The organism is Pseudomonas sp. CFBP2511 (assembly GCF_030209255.1).
GTDB lineage: Bacteria > Pseudomonadota > Gammaproteobacteria > Pseudomonadales > Pseudomonadaceae > Aquipseudomonas > Aquipseudomonas avellanae.
This window is the reverse complement of record NZ_JARVSI010000006.1, coordinates 139,045-155,639: the sequence shown is the minus strand read 5'-3', so window position 1 is coordinate 155,639 and position 16,595 is coordinate 139,045. Positions and strand designations below refer to the sequence as shown.

Below are 16,595 nucleotides of genomic sequence, written 5' to 3'. Positions count from 1 at the left end.
GACTGCATGCGCCTCACTTGCGGCGAATCCTGTGCAGCGGGTAATCAATGGCAAAGTCTTTGAGCAGGCGCTCCATCAGCGTGCTGCTGATTCCTATGAGGTCTTTTGCGGCTTTGCGCGAAAGGCCGCGGTCCCTCGCTTCCTTGATGCGCAGCACGTTCAAAGCATCCGTTACCGGATCTATGCGCGCGGCCTTCACACACGCAAGGCTTGGGCTTGGATCGAAGGGCTTGTACTCAAACCTGTGCTCGGAGGCGATCTTGCGGAGCATGTGGTGGCTGACTCCGGTTTTGCGGCCCACGTCGGTGATGGTGGTTGTCTGCGCCATGTGCCGGATCTGTGCGACCACCTCATCGCTGACGTGGCCCCGTGGCAGGTTTTGGGGCGATGGCGGTGGCGCAGCTGCGCGTATCGCTTCCTTGGTCCGGCGGTGCGGCTCAGGCGGTCGCGCAGTCGTTACGGACATGCGGCCATAGCGCTTCGGCTCTGGCCTGACCGGGAAGCCCTTGAGCGTGCCGATCACGCCGCCGCGCTTGAGGAATTCGGCCACTTCCGCCTCGAGCACTGCTGACCGTTCTTTGTTGCGCTGAATCGTGCTCAGCTCTGGACTGATCATCAGCTGACACCGTACAGCGCGAACAGCGCCAGGCCGGTGGCGATGGCGGCAGTCCAGCGCAGCATGTACGACGCGAAAGACGGCTGGCGCACGGGCGTGACTTCAAGGTGCGATGCCGCTTTGCACGCTGCGCCGTGGCCTTGATGAACCGCCCGCACAAGGCCGGTGGAACGCTCAACGATGCCGAACTCGTTGTTGCCGTTCGGAATCACGGTGAAGCGCGGCAGGGCCGCCGGGTTGCGCCGGCCGACCTTGTCGTAAAACTCGGCAGTGGAAAGGTTGCAGCGTTGGCGCAGGCCTTCGAGGATTGCACGACGCTGGCTGATTGAGTGGTGCATATGAGGCTCCTTGACCGCATTGGTCAGATACCAGGCGCGGGTGACCAAACCCAGCCGTGAGACTGGCCTGGCACCTGCCGATGCGGTCGTTTTGATTTGGGGGAGGGTGATACAGATGGCCGGTGCCAATCCCGGCATTCACTGTTTTCGGGGAAGACCCCCTAAGCTTTGTGCGGCACGACGGGCCTGCGCATGGCGGCGCAATTCATCTGCTCTGTTGCGGTGATGCAGGGGGCCGATTTAACGGTTTGAACTCTTCCGCATCGGAGATTGATCGGAACACCAGGGCGCAACCCCTGCTTGGTTCCCGCCGCGTTTCTGGTATTGGCCGGCAAATCCGGCTCAGGACTTTTCCGGGGCTTTGCGATCCTAGCGCTGCAGCCCGCTTGGGCACGCTCCGATCAATCTCCGATGCGGGCTGGTCAGCGTTCAAGCGTTCCAGGCGTTCGGGCAGTTTTCGTCAGGCTGACGCTGGCGCTGGTTGTTCAGTGAAAGACGACGGCCCCGCCATCGGCAGCAGCGTCAAAGGCGGCGCGCCACTCCTGATATTTTTCCCAGAAATAGCCTCCGACCGATTCAGCTCGTTCTGCGAACTCCGCGTAATCCTTTGCCAGCTTCGCGCTGACAACTGGGCCGATCGTGCCCTCGCAGTCGCTGAACTGAATTTGCTCGAAGAAGGGACCCGACCCGGCAGCCCAAGCGCCAGCGTCGTAACCCTCTGCCTTTTTTCCGTAGTGCGTGTCGTATTCAGTTAGCGGATACCCGGCCATCTGAGCCAGCTCGTTCCGCCAGCGGTTGTAGCCGCCGTAACCGCCAGCGCAAAGCCCGTCCCCGTGCCCACCAATCCGGTAAACCATATCCGGCTTCAAACCTTCCATTCGCCCTGGAAAGTCAGGATTGTCGTAGAACTCGCGGTGGGTATCGTAATCTGCCAGATTGCCGTCGCTATCGCGCGCCGCCTCTGGCGACTCGGCCAGTTTTCGAAAGACTGAAATATCCAAACCCATTGCATTGCCCTCGGTTGATTTCCCGTCTGGCCCTGTCGCCAAGGCCAGCCAGTGAAATCGCCAACCTGACGCTGGCTGTTCAGTCGCTGCTGGAGCTGGATGAGCTGCTTTCGCTCGATGAGCAACTCGAGCTGTCGCTTGAACTGCTGTAACTGTCGCTGCTGCTGTGGCCGCTGCAGTGAGAGCGCGACGGCGTATCGCTGTGGCTGTAGATCGTAGTGTTGAGTGGGTTCAGCGGATGCAGAGGTGAGCTGATTGGGTCTTCAGTTGTGCGGCGTTCGGTTGCTGTTGTCGGTTTGGGTGAGCTTCCGCGCCGTATCGGGGCGGGAGACGCAGGTGCCGCAATCGGCGCTGTTCTCGCTGTTTTGGTGGGTGGCGTTCTTGCCGGTGCGTTGCGGGGCGGTTGCGCTGATGTTGCGGAGGCCTTTCGGCGGAAGAGCCAGGCGAAGAATTTGAACATGCTGTTGCCCTCGGTTGATTTCCCGTCAGCCCCTCGTGAGAAGGGCTACCAGTGAAATCAAATAAACGCCGTCAGGGTTTTGGAACCATCGGTGTGCACCGTGGCGAGGTGCATTGTTGATCTTGTTCTGTGGCCACGGATGAGCGCATTCGCCTGCATAAACGATGGGTTTGGATCGCCGTTTTCATCTGGGATAAGGCTGCTGCAGATCAATCCGGAGCAGTCCTCGCCATTCGGGCCTTCGCCGTCATGAGCAATGTCAAAGCTGGCTATCATTGCGATGCCTTTTGCTTTGCAGATATCAATGATCTGCAACATCAGAGGGCTGATCTGATCGTCGTAAACCTGTTCTTTGTTCATGTTTGCTCCTGATAGTTGGATTGATGCTCAGCAGATCGCAGCCACTGGCCGGATCTTGTCCGAACCCTTTCGGCTGATCTTTTGTTCGTAACCGCCCCGGCGTGACTCGGGGGCTCTGCGCTCGCGCTTCATCGATTCATCGCCCAGCACCGCGTGCAGAACGATCACCGACATAAACATGAGGCAGAGCGGGGAAATGATCTGGCGGCGCATGGCCTCGGCGATCATCGCTGTCTGGCGATTGACGCCCAGCTTGAACATGGCGACCGACAGCCGCTTAACGACGGTGCCCGGCGCGATGCCGAACGTGCGGGCGATTTCCTTGGCGGTGCAGCCTTGGGCTGCTGACAACAAAAACTGCAACTCTCGCGGCGCAAGACCACGGCCGAGGTGGCCTCTCCATGCCCCACATACGATGGTGGTGTCCATTACGTTTTACTCGGTGGTTGTCATCCCAAAGCACCCGGCAAGCCAGGTGCTTTGGTGATGATGTGCACCGCGACCCGCTACTGGCGTCGGTCGCGGCTTGCCGCGTCAGCGGTGTTGGCCAGCTGCCCGCTGTTGATTGCAGGGCTGGCCGATCGTCTTCGTTGGTTGGCGGTGAGCTTCCTCCCCAGGGCGTCAATCAACATCTGTGTCTGTTCGCCGTGGATCACAGGTCCCTACAACATGCACGCTGCAGCTCGTTTGCCCGGTTAGGTGGGCAGGGTGCATGAGGTCCGGCACCCCTCATTGCCGAAGCTCGGGGCGCTAATTCATTGGGTATTTCAGTGATGCTTTCCGTTTTCGTTTCTGTCTTTCCAGCAAACCTTTCGCGCCGGGTAATCGTGCGCGGTAGCAGACTGTGTTTCGTGCTGTTCCCTGAACTCAACGGCCATCTGGCGTCAGGGGTTGTCTTTGGCGATGTTAAAGAACGGGTCGCTGCGGTTGATCGCTGCGATGAGCTAACTATCACGTATTGTGTTTATGTGGTCAACACGAAATGTGATTTATTTTCGTACGCTCACAAAAAACCCGCTCAATGGCGGGCTTGGGTTGGAGCAGAATGGCGTGTAGAGCGCTGGATGGCAGGGCCAATTGTCACTGTTTAGGCAAAGCGCCAGCACAATTCAATATCCCGGCTACACTCCGCGGAATGTAGGTCCTAGGAATTCTCCTGGCCTGCGACAAGGACGGTCCGAATGACTTCCAGCATGGATCTGAGGCCTATCATTGAGGCTGCTTTTTTGCCGATGACGTGCGTATGCGATTTCGCCCAGTGTGGCTCAATGACGATCCGGATATCCGACCCAGCCAGCGAGGCGGAAGAGTTCACTGTGACAGGCATCGACACGACGGCACTGGTCACGATCCGCGACATCGTTGGGCTGATACTTGAGGTGAAGGGGGAGATGAGACTGAGACTGCTTGCGTCTGATCGGCAGGAGAGGGTGCGAAAGGCTTAGAACGAAAAAGCCCGGCGCTGAGGCCGGGCTCCTGTTACTTACAGCTCCCACCTTTATGGTGAGAGCCAGTACCGCCAGTTGGATGCGTGCCCTTTGGGCATGCCGAGGCGGAGACTGAAACAACTGAAAGTAGTGCGATCAGGCCAGCGATAGCTATCTTTTTCATAGAGCCTCCTTGCACTGCGAGATGCAGTACAAGGCTATCGGCGTGAGCAAAGCGTTCTTGAAGAAAGTCCGGCGCTAGGCCGGGCTGAAGAATTTATGCAGCGTCTAAATCTCCTTCAGGAGTATTCTTACGCCATTCTATATCGTCAGTGAAATCCATTGGAATGGTAATTGGTGTCTCGGTAGGGTTAACACTGTTCCAATGGTCTGCGTCCAGCGTAAGCTGAAGACCGTCACCAACCATTTGCTCCCGTCGATTGATAAGCGACTTTTGGATAACTCTACGCGGGGCCTCATCGATATCCACCCAGAATGTCAGCTGAGCATTTCCTTGCGTGGATGTTACAGCATGGTTTGCTCGGTACGGTCTACCTGTATCTTTGTCCCGCCGAATTTCCTGCCGAGCGGCCTTCGAGAATTGTTTTGCCAGCGCATCCATCGGATTTGTCGGCGCTGGCAGAGACCAGCCTTTGCGTACGGCGAACTCTGCAACTTTGTGCATGTCTACTTCTTTTTCGCCGGTCTCATCTTTGTAGTGACGAATCAATCGCTGCATCATTTGAACTTTGTTAGTCATATTAAACCTCGGCTAAACTCCTACCGGAGCAATATCGCCCCAACCATCGACGATTGCGCTGGGAGTAACAAATGAGCGCACTTTAACAAGATGCGACCGAAAGCGATCGTATCGATTTGTTCTGTACTGAAGTTGCCCTGCAATCAGTCCCGGATGGACTCCAATAGTTTTAGCGAATCCCAATATATCGCGCTCGGCAAAGTAAGGCGCCTTTCTCGCTATAAACCCGTCCATAAGCTTTTGAGAAACGCAAAATTCCGAAGCTGCTAGGTTAGCGACCCGTTCCTCCTCAGGAATACCATCACCGGAGCCGGCCCGTTCACCCTCGAGGTTGCTATCAAGAATTGGGGCCGCTTTTCCATGCCCGCATATAACATGTTCAAGTTCATGCCTAAGAACAAACCAAAAGTTGTCAATTCGGTCATGCCTTAAGGACATGCCTATTACGGGCGATCTATCGTCAAGCCAAAGGCATGCCCCATCAATCTTAGCTGAAGGAAGGCATTCTACTATTACAAATCTTATACCGCACTCGGCAAGAATTCTCGGAACCTTTCTAGTTTCTTCCGGGGATGGCATTATAGTTTTAAGTTGCGCTATAGCAGACTTAACGCTTGCTGGAGAGTATTTAGGAACAAGCATTTCGCTGGAAATTGTTCTTACCCTATGCAGCCATGCCAGCTGAACCAAAGTTACGTCCGAAAATGCATCTGTTTTCTTTGCTGCATGCGGTAGAACCTGAATCTCTTCTGAGGAGTTAACACCAAAGAATTTGATTAGCTCTGCCTCAACAACGGAAACGTCCCTCACATCGTCGGCTTGAATCCATCCCCGTTTTATCATTTCCGATATCGGAAGCCCGCCAAAGATACTGGCACGAGTTGCCCGTTTTGGGTCAGGTCGGCTCGTTATGCGAGCCATTGCCAAGTCGTAGGATTTCTGTAACGCGAGAAAATCTTCTGCAGGAACAGCAAAAAGCTCCTCAAGCAAAATGGACATTTCGGCCGTTACTGGTCTCTTATCGGACGTGAGGCGGTTAACACTGGTCTCGTCAATCCCGAGGACGATCGCCAGTACGCGTTTTGTCCAGCCCTTTGAGGCTAGGAGGGCTGTGATCAGCTGCCCTGGGGATTTGTATTCTGCTTTAGGTTCGTTCATGGCTGGCAGGATATGGCGACTTGCGCAAAATCGCAAGTTGAGAGTTGGAAAACTACGATTTAGTCTCCGCAGCGCAGGACCTTTCCCGTCTTCACCGCATCCGGATACCATAGAAGTGGTTCAGCACTATCACATCAACCACAGCCACGAAAACGCACAATACGACGAAACCCGGACTGAAGACCCGCTTGCGGCCGGATGATCCTCCGCCCAGCCAGGCCGAGTCGGACGCGCCAGGAATCAGCATGAGTAACGCCAGCCAGGCAATGATCCTCGCCTTGCTCCGGAAAACCTGTTCTCGCCATGCGCTCATCACTTTAGCAAATTAAAGCTAGGGCAATTCATTGCACGATGGCGTCGCATAAGCGCTGGATACACCGACTCATCGTAAGCCGGGAAGCCAGGGCCGGGGTCTGTGCGCTGGGCGTCGTGAAGCACGTCGTCTATAAAGGCTGATCTGGCGAGATCCTGAACTGCCCGACATTGCTCAACTCGCTCGGCTTCCGTCGCCGGCATTGGGAGTGCTTCGATTTTCTTTTCGTATTCAGTTTTTGGCTTGCTGGCGCAGCTTGAGACAATAAAGGAAACGACTATCAGGACCGAAACTCTAAAGACATTCATTTTACATTCCATAATGATGAACCAGATGACCCGGCTACTCAGATCGTTCCCGTACAATCCGTCCTTGCCTAACCTCATCTACATACCCAGCCAGCTTGTCCTCGTCGGCCTGGAAAAAAATGATCATCTTCAGGACGGCTTGGGCATCAGCCTCGTTACCCGCCAGGCTCAATCGCTCGACGATCCGCAGCAACTCCACGGCTGACCATCTGAAGTCGGAAGGAAGCCTTGAAGGTCGCACGCCAAGTCTGGGTTCGATGTCGTCAGCCCATCACAGGCACTCCTACAAATCCCCGCTGCACCGCCCACGCCGCTCACGATCCGCCCCGCCGTCATGTGATCCGCAGCTTTATCCGCCTAAGGTTTCACTTGGTTAGAGGAGCTTTTGCTCGACCAGCGCCCCTGATCTGGAGCGTCCATCTCAGCTTTACTACAGCCTAAACGTCTGGCTCTCTCCGAAATAGCCCAAATATAGCCGCCCCAATCCAGTGGATGGCCCTGCATCTTGAACAGCTTGGGAAGACTCAGAAGCGTTTGGGTTGTCCCTGCGCACTCCCACAATCGCTGTTGCTCCGAAGTCGGCATGGGTCTGTCCAGTATGGCCTGCGCCGCATCGTCAAGTTTAGGAGGGGTTTTTGAGGCGCATCCGGCCAATGCAACCGCCAGTATGATTAGAGCTATTCGCATATTGATTCCTTTCTAAACAATGACTCGCAGGCGTCGGGCACGCTGCCCCGGGAGATACCTGTTACGCCATTTTCTTTAAATAATTCAAATGAACTTCGTCAGTGCCATGACCACCACACCAATAATGCGGCAGTCCTCTGCGCACTGAAAGGTAGGGTAGGCAGGGTTCAGCGGCTTCAGGTATCTGATCCCGCCATCCTCAACCAGCTTCTTGAAGGTTGCCTCATTGCTGCCTGCCAGCTTCGCGATCACCAGTTTGCCTGGGCGGACATCAGCCTCTGTGTCGACCAATATCTGGGAACCTTCAGGAACAGAAGGGGCGGACTGTGCAGTCATAGAGTCGCCTTTGACCTCCAGCCAAAAAGCAGGCCCTTTTGCCTTGTAATCTGAAACTTCGTATCGATCTGAGAACCCGTCTGGAAACGGCTGCACTGCTTCCGACCAGGTGCCGGCAGTTACCCAGCTCACGACCGGGTAGCTGTACATCTGCGCAGGCTGGGGGATCATCGCGACGTTGGAGGATTCGCTGATCGATCCTTTGGATAACGCGAAGTCTTCTCCGATGAGCAACACCCCATAGGGAACGCCTAGCGCTTTTGCCATCACCTCAATATCCCCGAGCGTAGGCTCCCGCGTTCCCGACTCGTAGTTTCCCACGCGGGATTGAGAGCTCCAGCCACAAAGCTTGGCAAGCGCGGCTTGAGATTTTCCAGCGGCATTGCGCAAGCGCTGCAGCCTTTGTCCAAGAGATTCATTCATAACGCGGGATTCTAAACACGATATGAAATACCCGTTCTCACTTATTGTGTTTGCCATTAACACGATACGTGTTTATCCTGAAAATAATTATGGAGGAAATCACATGAACCACGTCCGCATGATCCGTGAGGGGGCTGGCATTACCCAAGCATCGCTGCGCCGGGCGCTCGGCTGGAATCAATCTCGCCTGGCCAACTACGAATCTGGGCTAAGAAGCCCCGGCCTCAGCGAGGCAAGGTTGATTGTGCTCGCCCTGAATGAGCTGGGCGCTCTTTGTGTTCTGGACCAGGTTTTCCCTCCTGACAAACAGAACCTCTCAGCAGCCTGAGATGAATTATTGGCTCAACCGGGAAGGGCAGGTAGTACAGCGGATGGGCTGTTGATTCATCCAGTACCAAATCCCAGACGAAAAAAAGCCGGTGGCTAGACCGGCTTCTTCAACAACAAACAACGTGAGGTAGCAGGATTATGCACACGACACCATTCTCATGCAATACCGGCCACGCTGCCGCACCCGGATCTGGCGAGCACCAAGCCCTGACGCGTCAGGTAATGTCGTCCCGCGAGATTGCAGGGCTGACTGGTAAGCAGCACAAGAACGTCAAGCGTGACGTCATGACCATGCTCGCCGAGTTGAAAATAGATGCGCTCAGTTTTGAGCACACCTATCTGGACGGGCAGAACCGCAAGCAGACCGAGTACATGCTCGACCGCGAGCACACGGACTGCCTGCTGACCGGCTACAGCGCCGAGTTGCGCATGAAAGTGATTGTGCGCTGGCGGGAGCTGGAAGGTCAGTTGATCGGTCGGCTGCGTATCCCGACCTCATTCGCCGAAGCTCTCCGGCTGGCTGCTGATCAGGTCGAACAGAACCGCAAATTGCAGTTCGTCATCGACAAACAGGCTCCGAAGGTTGCAGCCATCAATCGCCTGGCCAGCGCCGGCGGTGCGATCTGCATCACCGATGCTGCCAAGCAACTGCAACTTGCTCCGTCAACGCTCTTTGCGTGGCTGCACCAGCACCGGTGGATATTCCGGCGGGGCGGTTCTGGTCGTTGGACCGCATACCAGCCCCGCATCACAACCGGCGTGATGGTGCACAAGATAACTGCCCTCAAGCCCGATCCAGACACAGGCGCAGATCGCGCTGCATTTGATCCCCTCATCACAACCAAAGGCTTGGCATTGCTGGCTGAACAGAATATTGGAGCGTCTGCGTGAGCGTTCAAGCAATGGCGTGGGCGCTACAAATCCCGCGCACAACTCTTTCCGATTCAAGCGCGCGCCATGTCCTGCTGTGCCTGGCGAACTACGCCGGTACCGATGGGCGTGGGGCGTTTCCCTCTGCAACGACACTGAGCGAAGACACCGGACTTTCCGAGCGAACCGTGCGTTCCAAGCTCGAGCTGCTGCGGGCGTCTGAACTGATCGTTCCAGGCAATCAGGCGTTGGCCGCCGTGTACATCGAGCGCCATGACCGCCGCCCAGTCGTCTATGACTTGCCAATAAAACGGGGTGCAATTCCTGCACCCCGCACTGAACGGGGTGCAGATGACGGCACGGGGTGCAAACCACAGCAGAGCGGGGTGCAGAATTCGACCGAACGGGGTGCGAAATCTGCACCCAATCCGTCACTTAACCATCAATTAACCGAACAGCAGCAGCCGCGCGAGATTTCGGACGTGATCGCTGATCAGGACAAGCAGGCCCAGGAATCGACCGATGATCGCCAGCGCTTCGCAATGTTCGCCGACTGGGCCCCGGACAGCCGCTACCTGATCGCCCAGGCCCAGATCGCTGGCGTGAAGCCGACCGATATCCCTGATGCGCTGATCAAGGGCTTCATGGGTTGGTTCGTTGCCAAGCCCAACACGGTGGACACGGCGGCAGGTTGGTGCCACCGCCTCGTGGTCTGGTTCGTGAAGGAACGGGCCGGCGGCACTTTGCCCGCAGCGGACGAGGAACCAGCAGCAACCGGCGGCTGGGCGTCCAAGGGGGTGATCCTATGAGCGGCCCTGTTCGAGCTGGCTATCTGGTCCAGAACCGGACAACCGATCCAGCCTATTGCCCAGCGCCAGCCGTCCCGGTCGAGATTGACCCGGCAACGGAACAGGTTATCGATGAGCTGTTTCTCCGGCTGCAAGGGGCGTGCGGCGCGTGGCGGCAGTCATGGCCCAACCAGAAAATCATGGATGCTTCGAAGCTCGAGTGGTTGGCCGAGTTCATGCGCTCCGGGATCACCTCGATGGATCAGTTGCGCCACGGTATGCGCATGGTCAGCGCCAGCAAATCGGCATTCGTGCCCGCTCCGGGTGTGTTCGTCAGCTGGTGTTTTGCTCCGGAAGGGCTGGGCCTGCCCAGCGTTGAGGTCGCTTATTCCCAAGCTTTGCGCAACTCGCACCCAGGCATGGAAGGGCGTGGTAAGTGGTTCCACCCGGCGGTCTACCACGCCACGGCTGCCGCTGGGTTTTTGAGTCTGCAGACTCTTCCTCGCGAACTGGGCGTGACCCGGTTTGAGCAAAAGTATCTCGAGCAATGCCGGAAGATCTGGCATGGCGAAGAGTTACCGCCCGTGCCGGTCGCACAGCTTGCAGCACCGGGCAAATCCATCACCCCAGAGGTGGGAAACCAAGCACTGGCCGATCTTCGCGCCAGGCGCAGCGGGGAAACGCAATGAGCGTTAGACGTCTGGCCATTCCTGAAATCGAAACCTACCGGTACGCGGTGTTCTGCTGCTCATTCAAGGTTGACCTGAGTTCGACACCTGACCATGCGTTGGCCTTGTTCGTTGACGTGGCTATGGCCAGGCGCTACGGGGCCTGGATGTGGCCGAACACCTTTGAAGTCGTTGATGTGGTCACGGGACAGCCGATATGCGCATGACCTCGAAGAAGCTCAGAGCCTCGGCCAGAGGCCAGGACTGCACAGTTCGAATCCCAACAATCTGCAACTACAACCCGGAAACGACCGTGCTTGCGCATTTGCCATGCGGCCAGAAGGGAATGGGCATGAAGGGCTTCGACACTGTCGCGGTGTACGCCTGCTGCGCCTGTCATGACGTCATCGACGGACGGGCCAATGGTGATATCGATTGGCAAGACGTGCCGCGCGCCATCGCCGAAACCCATGAAGCCCTCATCAGGGCAGGAATTCTCACCGTCAAGGGGGTCGCATGACTGATCTGATGCTGCCGTGGCCACCCAAGGTGCTCAGCCCAAATGCTCGGACGCACTGGGCCACCAAAAGCCGAGCCGCGAAAGCGTACCGCAACACCTGTTTTCTGCTTTGCCGTCAGGCTGCATTTCCAGTGCCCGCGGGCCGTGCACTGCTTTCGCTCGAGTTCATACCTCCTGATCGCCGACGTCGGGACGATGACAACTGCATCGCGGCCTTCAAGTCCGGCCGTGACGGCGTAGCGCAGGCACTGGGCATTGACGACAGTAGGTTCGTCACCCAGTTGCAGATCAGCGCCGAAACCGTCAAGGGCGGCGCTGTGCGCGTGAGCATTTCTGATTACGTAGAGGCAACAGCATGAGCCAAACCCTGCTCACTTCGTTCTCGGACGCTGAAATCCGGCGGCAGGCTGGCAACTCGGACGTGCGCGACCTGCGCGACGCTCGTTACCCGGGCGTTTACTTCCGGTTTCACCAGAACCGGGAGCGGGGCACCTGGCACCTGGTGGTGGGCAAGAAGTGGGAGAAGATCGCCGGTTTCCCAGAGCTGCCGGTGAAAGGGCTGATCAACGCTCTGCCGAAGATCCGGGAGCGCCTTGCGACTGACCCGAAGGCTTCCGCCGCCGCCGGCACGCTGCAGACCGTTGGCCAGTTGCTGGAGTGGTTTATGGTCCGCCAGTCCACCGAGCGCAGTCTTTCGGCAAAGCGCCGCGCCACCAACACCTCGATCATCACCTGCCATCTCAAGCCGCGTCTGTCCGAACTGCTCATTGCCGACGTGGACCGGTCCACTTTGGACAAGCTGGTGATGTGGCCGATGCAGGCCGAAATGTCGCTGTCCTACGTCAGGCTGATGTGGGGTGTGCTGGTGGTCGCTTTCCGTCAGGCCGAGAAGCTGCGCCTGATCGCCCAGAACCCAGTCGCCGGGGTCAAGTTCACCGACTTCACCAAGGCCCGCATCCTGCCGAAACCATCGCGCCTGCGTGCCGTTCAGCTGGAAGAGGTACTGGGCGAGCTTGCCATCGGGTTCGACCAGCACCCGCAGGACTGCATGTTGGCCTTGATGATGCTGTGTCACGGCACCCGTGCTGGCGAGACAAGGCAAGCCCGGTGGTCGCATCTGACGCTGGGTGAGCAGGGCGAGTGGTTCATTCCAGCAGAGAACACCAAAACGCGCTGTGAGCATCGGCTACCGCTGACCCATCAAGCCTGCGCGCTGCTGGAACGGTACAAGGCCTGGCAATCGTCGAGGGGCTACAAGGGTGCCTACATGTTCCCGGCTCGCAACCGTGGCCCGATCAGCGACAGCCAGGCATGTGCCGTATTCGCTCGCCTGGGCAAGGGTGAGTGGACAAGCCATGACCTGCGCAAAGTGGCCCGGACCGGCTGGACTGATCTTGGCGTCGACTTCCTGATTGGCGAGATGCTGGTGAACCACACGCTGACCCGCAACGTGCAGACCTATATCCACACCTCGGCTGAGCTGCTCAAGCGTGAGGCGCTGAACAAGTGGCACGAATGGTTAGACGGGAAAGGCTTTAGCCGCATTCACCGCTCGACCCTGACTAGAAACGAAAATTCGCAGAATGCCGTCGAGGCCAACACCGGCGCGGCTTCCAGCCCAATCACGAATCCATAAAAGGCGAGGTTTAAAAATGGCATTTCATCATGCGCTTGCCTGCAAATCCTGCAATGCGATCAGCCACATCGACCGTCACCGGGCAGACTTCTACAACTCATTTGAGAACCTGAAACTCTGCGGGCATTGCGGCAAAAGACAGGGCTGGCGGGACACGGTAGTGATCTGGGTGCCTGCCGGGCGGTGGTTCAACCCTTTGAGCTGGGGACGTGGCGAATGGATCGAGTGAACACCATGAAGAAGAGTCACGGCCCAGCCTTCCGTGCTGCCCAACTGGACTTGTCCCAGTGCCCTGCCTGCCGAGGCCGAGCTGTGATCAAGGGTGTTTTCCATGACCTGGCATGCGCGCAGTGCGACGCCTCGGGCTGGGTTGCCGCTGAGACAGGTCAGGCGCTGCCGCTGGAAGTGTTGGTGACGCAGCTGAGCATGCGCCTGCAGGCCGCTGACCGACAGATCGAACAACTGAAGCGCCCTGCCCAGATGACTGGACCTGCCGCCATTTATAACCAGAACAACCGCCGCGGTGCCGGTGGAACGAATTACACAGGGGATTGACCGTGAAAAAACGTACATATGTCGACAAGCCGTTGGGCGATACCGAATACCTGCTTGAAAACTGGGGCTCCTGGCGGATGTCTGGCATGGGCGTGCCGCGCTACGTCTCCCCGCTGGCCGCGATGATGAACCAGTGCTGCCCAGAGCCGAGCGCCACGACTTATGTGATCACTGACGATACGGCGATGCTGGTCGATGCCACTATTGCCAGGCTGATCGTGCGCAACCAGCAGATGGGTGACTTCATCTGGTGGTACTTCGGCTCTAAGTGGACGATGGTCCGGATTGCCGAGACTCACAAAATGTCGGAGCGATCTGCGCGCGAGGTGATACGCCAGGGAGTTGCATGGATTGACGGTGCGCTGGGAGATATTTCCGTAGCAGCTTAAAAAGTTCTTTCAGGCCTGATAAACACCTGTTTTCATGGCACGGTGTTTAGCTGTTCCAGCGCGGCACCACACCCAATTCTAAAGGCTCGCCATATCGGCGGGCCTTTTTCGTTTATAGATCCCGAAAGGGTTGAGACCGGACGCGCACCATGCCCGAAAAGAACCCCGACTTATGGGCGCAGGTCTGGATGGCCCTATCTAACCCACTCTGGCAGGGCGCGATCATGGCCGTCATCGTCTCACTACTGCGAATCCTCTACGACGCGAAAGAAACCAGCAAACGCCGGATCTGCTTTGAAGCGCTGATCTGTGGTGCGTTGAGCCTGGTTGCGTCCAGCCTGATCGAATGGATGGCCTGGCCCCCAAGCCTGTCAGTCGCTGCCGGTGGGACCATAGGCTTTCTTGGCGTTACCGCCATACGCGAACTGGTGACGCGGTTCATTGGCCGCAAGGTGGACATCACATGAAGGCTATCGCCGCTGCAATCATCATCGGCCTTGTGGGCCTGTTGCTTGTTGGTATCCAGCAGTACCGCGTCGTTGCCCTCAGTGGTGCCATGCAGCTGGAGACCAAGAGCAAGAACGACGCCATCGCAGCCAATAACGAGAGCCAGGCCACCATCACCACGCTGAGAGCGGAGGCCCAGCGCAACGCTGCGTATCAGAAAGACCTGAACCGGCGGATCAAGGCCAGCGAAGACAAAGCCAAAAAGGCGAGGAAAGACTTTGAAAAGCTCAAGACAGATAGCAAGCCTGTTCGTGACTGGGCTGCTCAGCCTCTGCCTGACGGCCTGCGCGGCAAAGCCGGTGCTGGTGACAAAGACATCAGCGGTAAGAATCGAACCCCCTGAGCTGATTCCCTGCGAACGCATCAACGCTGATGAGGCCGATCTGCGGCTGAACGGTGATGTGTGGGAGCTGAAAGATCAGGCCATCAAACTGCTGGATACGTGCGCTGACCAGGTTGACGCACAGATCCAGCGCAGCCAGAGCAAGTAGATAACCCCTATCCATTCACCCGCCATAGATGGCGAGCACCGAGGCAACAATCATGGCATCGAAAACCAACTCATCGAAAGCTGTATCCGCACTTGGCTACCTGGGTTTGGCTGCCATTGTGGCCGCCGGCTTCCTGTTCTATTCGCTGGCCTGACGCGCCACAAATTCAGACACTGCCATTTCGTGGCGCGAACGACAGAGGAAAGATCATGGATAACCAGCATAAGCAAATCACCGGCTACCGCGACCTGAGCCAGTCGGAGATCGACGGTATCAACTCGATAAAAGCCCTTGAGGCTGACGCGGCTGATCTGGTGAAGCAGTTGAAAGCCATCCCTGATGTTGATCAGCGTTCTATTGCCCTCGCGGTCACCAACTTGCAACAGGCCTGCATGTGGCTGACCAAAGGCGTTGCCCGTTCGGACAATCCATTCAACTGATCAGCAAGAACGCCAAGTGACGATGACCAAAAAGAATTGGACGGTCACCACTCCCGGCTACGAACCATTCCCGATGATCCTTCTTGAGTGCGCCCTTGATCACACAGGGGCGCTTGCCTTTGCCCGGTCGATCTGGCCTCGCTGCACAGTGGAGTAACGCATGACTGACACCAAGACACTGAAGGTGGCCACGATTATCCCTGGCCCTCAGTCACACCCTGGAAGCCCACATTTGGCCAGAGGCACAAAGATCATCCTGTCTGACGGCAGTGAGCTGAGCGGTGTAACCAGCGTCACCCTGCGTGCAGACGCTGGCGGCCTTTGGAAGGCGAGCATTGAGGTATACCCCCGCGAAGTGCCCACCGTCACTGTAGAAGTCACCGCGCTGGCTGACGAGGAACGTCAGTACGCATCCGGCGGGAGCTTGGCGACTGAAGGCTGTGCCAATGTCCCGTCGGACGGCACGTGCCTTCTTGAGAGCGGCGAACGGGTCATACCTCGTGGCGTGTAGTGGCTGCGAAGCCAGGCGCGAATGGGTGAAGAAGTGGAGCAAGGTGGCATATGAACGAGCACAGCAACTCTTTACTCAGCCAGATCCTGGCCGAGCAGATGAAGCAGACAGAGCTGCTGCAGAGTCAGAGCAGCCTGCTACAGCTGATGGCGGACCAGCAACTGATACTGATCCAGGAGCTGGCAGCCAGTGAGCAGTGCGATCCAGACGCCGAGCCGACCACCTACATGGACGGTACTTTGATCATTGGCCGCAGCTGATGGCATTGAAAGCTATCAAGCCCAGGCTGAAAGAGGTAGAGGGTCGGCAGCTCAAGGCAGTCAACCCCGAGTCATGGCGATCGGGCAAGACAACAGCGGCGCAGCGGGGATACGGATACAAATGGCAGCAGGCGCGCCTCGTCCACCTGAATGCGCATCCCATTTGCGTCTATTGCGAAAGGCTCGGCAGAGTCACAGAGGCCACGGTGGTGGACCACTCCACGCCGCACCGTGGTGACATGAAGCTTTTCTGGGATCGCAGCTTGTGGGTGTCCTTGTGCGCGTCTTGCCACTCTTCTGTTAAGCAGGCAGAGGAAGCTGCTGGGCTGTGGTAGTTGGCGGCAGTGGCGTGCTACAAAATATGCCGCATCTCTTGCACGTCAATGGCGTGCTACAAAAGAGCTCTCCTATCGAACGCCACTGACGTGCTACAAGCG

30 protein-coding genes and 1 pseudogene are annotated in these 16,595 nt (G+C 57.4%); 20 read left to right on the top strand and 11 right to left on the bottom strand.

The genetic code is table 11. From position 1 onward, the window contains the following. Nucleotides 1–13 precede the first annotated feature (13 nt). The 3 genes from QRN38_RS05495 to QRN38_RS05485 form a co-directional block, all read right to left on the bottom strand. The gene (locus tag QRN38_RS05495; protein ID WP_057418055.1) at nt 14–616 is read right to left on the bottom strand and encodes a hypothetical protein; all 603 of its coding nucleotides are present in this window, start codon (nt 614–616) and stop codon (nt 14–16) included. Further along, on the bottom strand, nt 616–954 hold the full coding sequence (locus QRN38_RS05490) for a hypothetical protein (RefSeq protein WP_057418056.1): 339 nt from the start codon (nt 952–954) through the stop codon (nt 616–618). Before QRN38_RS05490 ends, QRN38_RS05495 begins: the two co-directional genes overlap by 1 nt. Before the next feature lie 485 nt (nt 955–1,439). Further along, the gene (locus QRN38_RS05485; protein WP_057418057.1) at nt 1,440–1,961 is read right to left on the bottom strand and encodes a hypothetical protein; all 522 of its coding nucleotides are present in this window, start codon (nt 1,959–1,961) and stop codon (nt 1,440–1,442) included. 14 nt (nt 1,962–1,975) lie between these two features. Between QRN38_RS05485 and QRN38_RS05480 the strand changes: the two genes are divergently transcribed. After that, nucleotides 1,976–2,113, top strand: a complete 138-nt coding sequence (locus QRN38_RS05480) for a hypothetical protein (protein ID WP_162839057.1) — start codon at nt 1,976–1,978, stop codon at nt 2,111–2,113. A gap of 365 nt (nt 2,114–2,478) precedes the next feature. On the opposite strand, the gene QRN38_RS05475 is transcribed toward QRN38_RS05480, so the two are convergent. Both QRN38_RS05475 and QRN38_RS05470 read right to left on the bottom strand, forming a co-directional pair. Further along, nucleotides 2,479–2,781: a hypothetical protein gene (locus QRN38_RS05475; RefSeq protein WP_057418059.1), complete on the bottom strand. Its 303-nt coding sequence runs from the start codon at nt 2,779–2,781 to the stop codon at nt 2,479–2,481. 27 nt (nt 2,782–2,808) lie between these two features. Next, entirely contained in the window at nt 2,809–3,210 is a 402-nt protein-coding gene (locus QRN38_RS05470) for a helix-turn-helix domain-containing protein (RefSeq protein ID WP_057418060.1), read from the bottom strand. A 752-nt stretch (nt 3,211–3,962) separates the two neighbouring features. Between QRN38_RS05470 and QRN38_RS05465 the strand changes: the two genes are divergently transcribed. Further along, complete coding sequence (locus QRN38_RS05465; RefSeq protein WP_054090927.1) at nt 3,963–4,226, top strand: DUF1652 domain-containing protein; 264 nt, start codon at nt 3,963–3,965, stop codon at nt 4,224–4,226. Between the two features lie 259 nt (nt 4,227–4,485). On the opposite strand, the gene QRN38_RS05460 is transcribed toward QRN38_RS05465, so the two are convergent. From QRN38_RS05460 to QRN38_RS05440, 6 genes and pseudogenes are all read right to left on the bottom strand, one after another. Further along, on the bottom strand, nt 4,486–4,968 hold the full coding sequence (locus QRN38_RS05460) for a hypothetical protein (RefSeq protein ID WP_054090928.1): 483 nt from the start codon (nt 4,966–4,968) through the stop codon (nt 4,486–4,488). Nucleotides 4,969–4,980: 12 nt separating this feature from the next. Beyond that, a complete protein-coding gene (locus tag QRN38_RS05455) occupies nt 4,981–6,126 on the bottom strand; it encodes a hypothetical protein (protein WP_057418061.1) in 1,146 nt (381 codons plus the stop codon). A 91-nt stretch (nt 6,127–6,217) separates the two neighbouring features. Beyond that, entirely contained in the window at nt 6,218–6,439 is a 222-nt protein-coding gene (locus QRN38_RS05450; RefSeq protein ID WP_057418062.1) for a hypothetical protein, read from the bottom strand. After that, nucleotides 6,439–6,747 carry a hypothetical protein gene (locus QRN38_RS27990; RefSeq protein WP_054090931.1) on the bottom strand — a complete coding sequence of 103 codons (309 nt, stop codon included), beginning with the start codon at nt 6,745–6,747 and terminating at the stop codon, nt 6,439–6,441. The genes QRN38_RS05450 and QRN38_RS27990 overlap by 1 nt, the downstream gene beginning before the upstream one ends. Before the next feature lie 34 nt (nt 6,748–6,781). Then, nucleotides 6,782–7,038: pseudogene (locus QRN38_RS05445) on the bottom strand (hypothetical protein). A 480-nt stretch (nt 7,039–7,518) separates the two neighbouring features. Beyond that, the gene (locus QRN38_RS05440; protein ID WP_079215964.1) at nt 7,519–8,250 is read right to left on the bottom strand and encodes a helix-turn-helix domain-containing protein; all 732 of its coding nucleotides are present in this window, start codon (nt 8,248–8,250) and stop codon (nt 7,519–7,521) included. Here QRN38_RS05440 and QRN38_RS05435 point away from each other — a divergent pair. The 18 genes from QRN38_RS05435 (at nt 8,216) to QRN38_RS05350 (ending at nt 16,493) form a co-directional block, all read left to right on the top strand. Beyond that, nucleotides 8,216–8,521 carry a helix-turn-helix transcriptional regulator gene (locus QRN38_RS05435; protein ID WP_375233350.1) on the top strand — a complete coding sequence of 102 codons (306 nt, stop codon included), beginning with the start codon at nt 8,216–8,218 and terminating at the stop codon, nt 8,519–8,521. The two genes, QRN38_RS05440 and QRN38_RS05435, sit on opposite strands and share 35 nt — an antisense overlap. A gap of 224 nt (nt 8,522–8,745) precedes the next feature. Beyond that, the gene (locus QRN38_RS05430; protein WP_017700699.1) at nt 8,746–9,414 is read left to right on the top strand and encodes a Rha family transcriptional regulator; all 669 of its coding nucleotides are present in this window, start codon (nt 8,746–8,748) and stop codon (nt 9,412–9,414) included. Between the two features lie 11 nt (nt 9,415–9,425). Further along, on the top strand, nt 9,426–10,202 hold the full coding sequence (locus QRN38_RS05425; protein WP_057418064.1) for a helix-turn-helix domain-containing protein: 777 nt from the start codon (nt 9,426–9,428) through the stop codon (nt 10,200–10,202). After that, on the top strand, nt 10,199–10,870 hold the full coding sequence (locus tag QRN38_RS05420) for a replication protein P (protein WP_054090935.1): 672 nt from the start codon (nt 10,199–10,201) through the stop codon (nt 10,868–10,870). Before QRN38_RS05425 ends, QRN38_RS05420 begins: the two co-directional genes overlap by 4 nt. Further along, entirely contained in the window at nt 10,867–11,076 is a 210-nt protein-coding gene (locus QRN38_RS05415) for a hypothetical protein (protein WP_003373410.1), read from the top strand. Before QRN38_RS05420 ends, QRN38_RS05415 begins: the two co-directional genes overlap by 4 nt. Further along, nucleotides 11,067–11,369 (top strand): nuclease domain-containing protein, encoded by a 303-nt coding sequence (locus tag QRN38_RS05410; protein WP_054090936.1) that lies wholly within the window; start codon nt 11,067–11,069, stop codon nt 11,367–11,369. Before QRN38_RS05415 ends, QRN38_RS05410 begins: the two co-directional genes overlap by 10 nt. Beyond that, nucleotides 11,366–11,728, top strand: coding sequence for an endodeoxyribonuclease RusA (locus QRN38_RS05405; RefSeq protein ID WP_054090937.1), 363 nt, complete (start codon nt 11,366–11,368; stop codon nt 11,726–11,728). The genes QRN38_RS05410 and QRN38_RS05405 overlap by 4 nt, the downstream gene beginning before the upstream one ends. Beyond that, nucleotides 11,725–13,005, top strand: coding sequence for a tyrosine-type recombinase/integrase (locus tag QRN38_RS05400; RefSeq protein WP_057418065.1), 1,281 nt, complete (start codon nt 11,725–11,727; stop codon nt 13,003–13,005). The genes QRN38_RS05405 and QRN38_RS05400 overlap by 4 nt, the downstream gene beginning before the upstream one ends. Nucleotides 13,006–13,021: 16 nt before the next feature. Further along, nucleotides 13,022–13,234: a hypothetical protein gene (locus tag QRN38_RS05395; RefSeq protein ID WP_010211491.1), complete on the top strand. Its 213-nt coding sequence runs from the start codon at nt 13,022–13,024 to the stop codon at nt 13,232–13,234. A 5-nt stretch (nt 13,235–13,239) separates the two neighbouring features. Further along, nucleotides 13,240–13,560, top strand: coding sequence for a hypothetical protein (locus QRN38_RS05390; RefSeq protein ID WP_057418066.1), 321 nt, complete (start codon nt 13,240–13,242; stop codon nt 13,558–13,560). 2 nt (nt 13,561–13,562) lie between these two features. Continuing rightward, the gene (locus QRN38_RS05385) at nt 13,563–13,949 is read left to right on the top strand and encodes an antiterminator Q family protein (RefSeq protein WP_057418067.1); all 387 of its coding nucleotides are present in this window, start codon (nt 13,563–13,565) and stop codon (nt 13,947–13,949) included. Between the two features lie 149 nt (nt 13,950–14,098). Then, a complete protein-coding gene (locus tag QRN38_RS05380; protein ID WP_024421276.1) occupies nt 14,099–14,416 on the top strand; it encodes a phage holin, lambda family in 318 nt (105 codons plus the stop codon). Beyond that, on the top strand, nt 14,413–14,799 hold the full coding sequence (locus QRN38_RS05375) for a hypothetical protein (protein ID WP_057418068.1): 387 nt from the start codon (nt 14,413–14,415) through the stop codon (nt 14,797–14,799). Before QRN38_RS05380 ends, QRN38_RS05375 begins: the two co-directional genes overlap by 4 nt. Next, nucleotides 14,756–14,947: a hypothetical protein gene (locus QRN38_RS05370; RefSeq protein ID WP_020304413.1), complete on the top strand. Its 192-nt coding sequence runs from the start codon at nt 14,756–14,758 to the stop codon at nt 14,945–14,947. The genes QRN38_RS05375 and QRN38_RS05370 overlap by 44 nt, the downstream gene beginning before the upstream one ends. A gap of 209 nt (nt 14,948–15,156) precedes the next feature. Beyond that, the gene (locus QRN38_RS05365; RefSeq protein WP_007244261.1) at nt 15,157–15,387 is read left to right on the top strand and encodes an Acb2/Tad1 domain-containing protein; all 231 of its coding nucleotides are present in this window, start codon (nt 15,157–15,159) and stop codon (nt 15,385–15,387) included. A 160-nt stretch (nt 15,388–15,547) separates the two neighbouring features. Beyond that, complete coding sequence (locus QRN38_RS05360; RefSeq protein WP_057419192.1) at nt 15,548–15,898, top strand: hypothetical protein; 351 nt, start codon at nt 15,548–15,550, stop codon at nt 15,896–15,898. 50 nt (nt 15,899–15,948) lie between these two features. Further along, nucleotides 15,949–16,158 carry a hypothetical protein gene (locus QRN38_RS05355; protein ID WP_057419193.1) on the top strand — a complete coding sequence of 70 codons (210 nt, stop codon included), beginning with the start codon at nt 15,949–15,951 and terminating at the stop codon, nt 16,156–16,158. Further along, nucleotides 16,158–16,493 (top strand): HNH endonuclease, encoded by a 336-nt coding sequence (locus tag QRN38_RS05350; RefSeq protein ID WP_057419194.1) that lies wholly within the window; start codon nt 16,158–16,160, stop codon nt 16,491–16,493. The genes QRN38_RS05355 and QRN38_RS05350 overlap by 1 nt, the downstream gene beginning before the upstream one ends. Nucleotides 16,494–16,595: the final 102 nt, after the last annotated feature.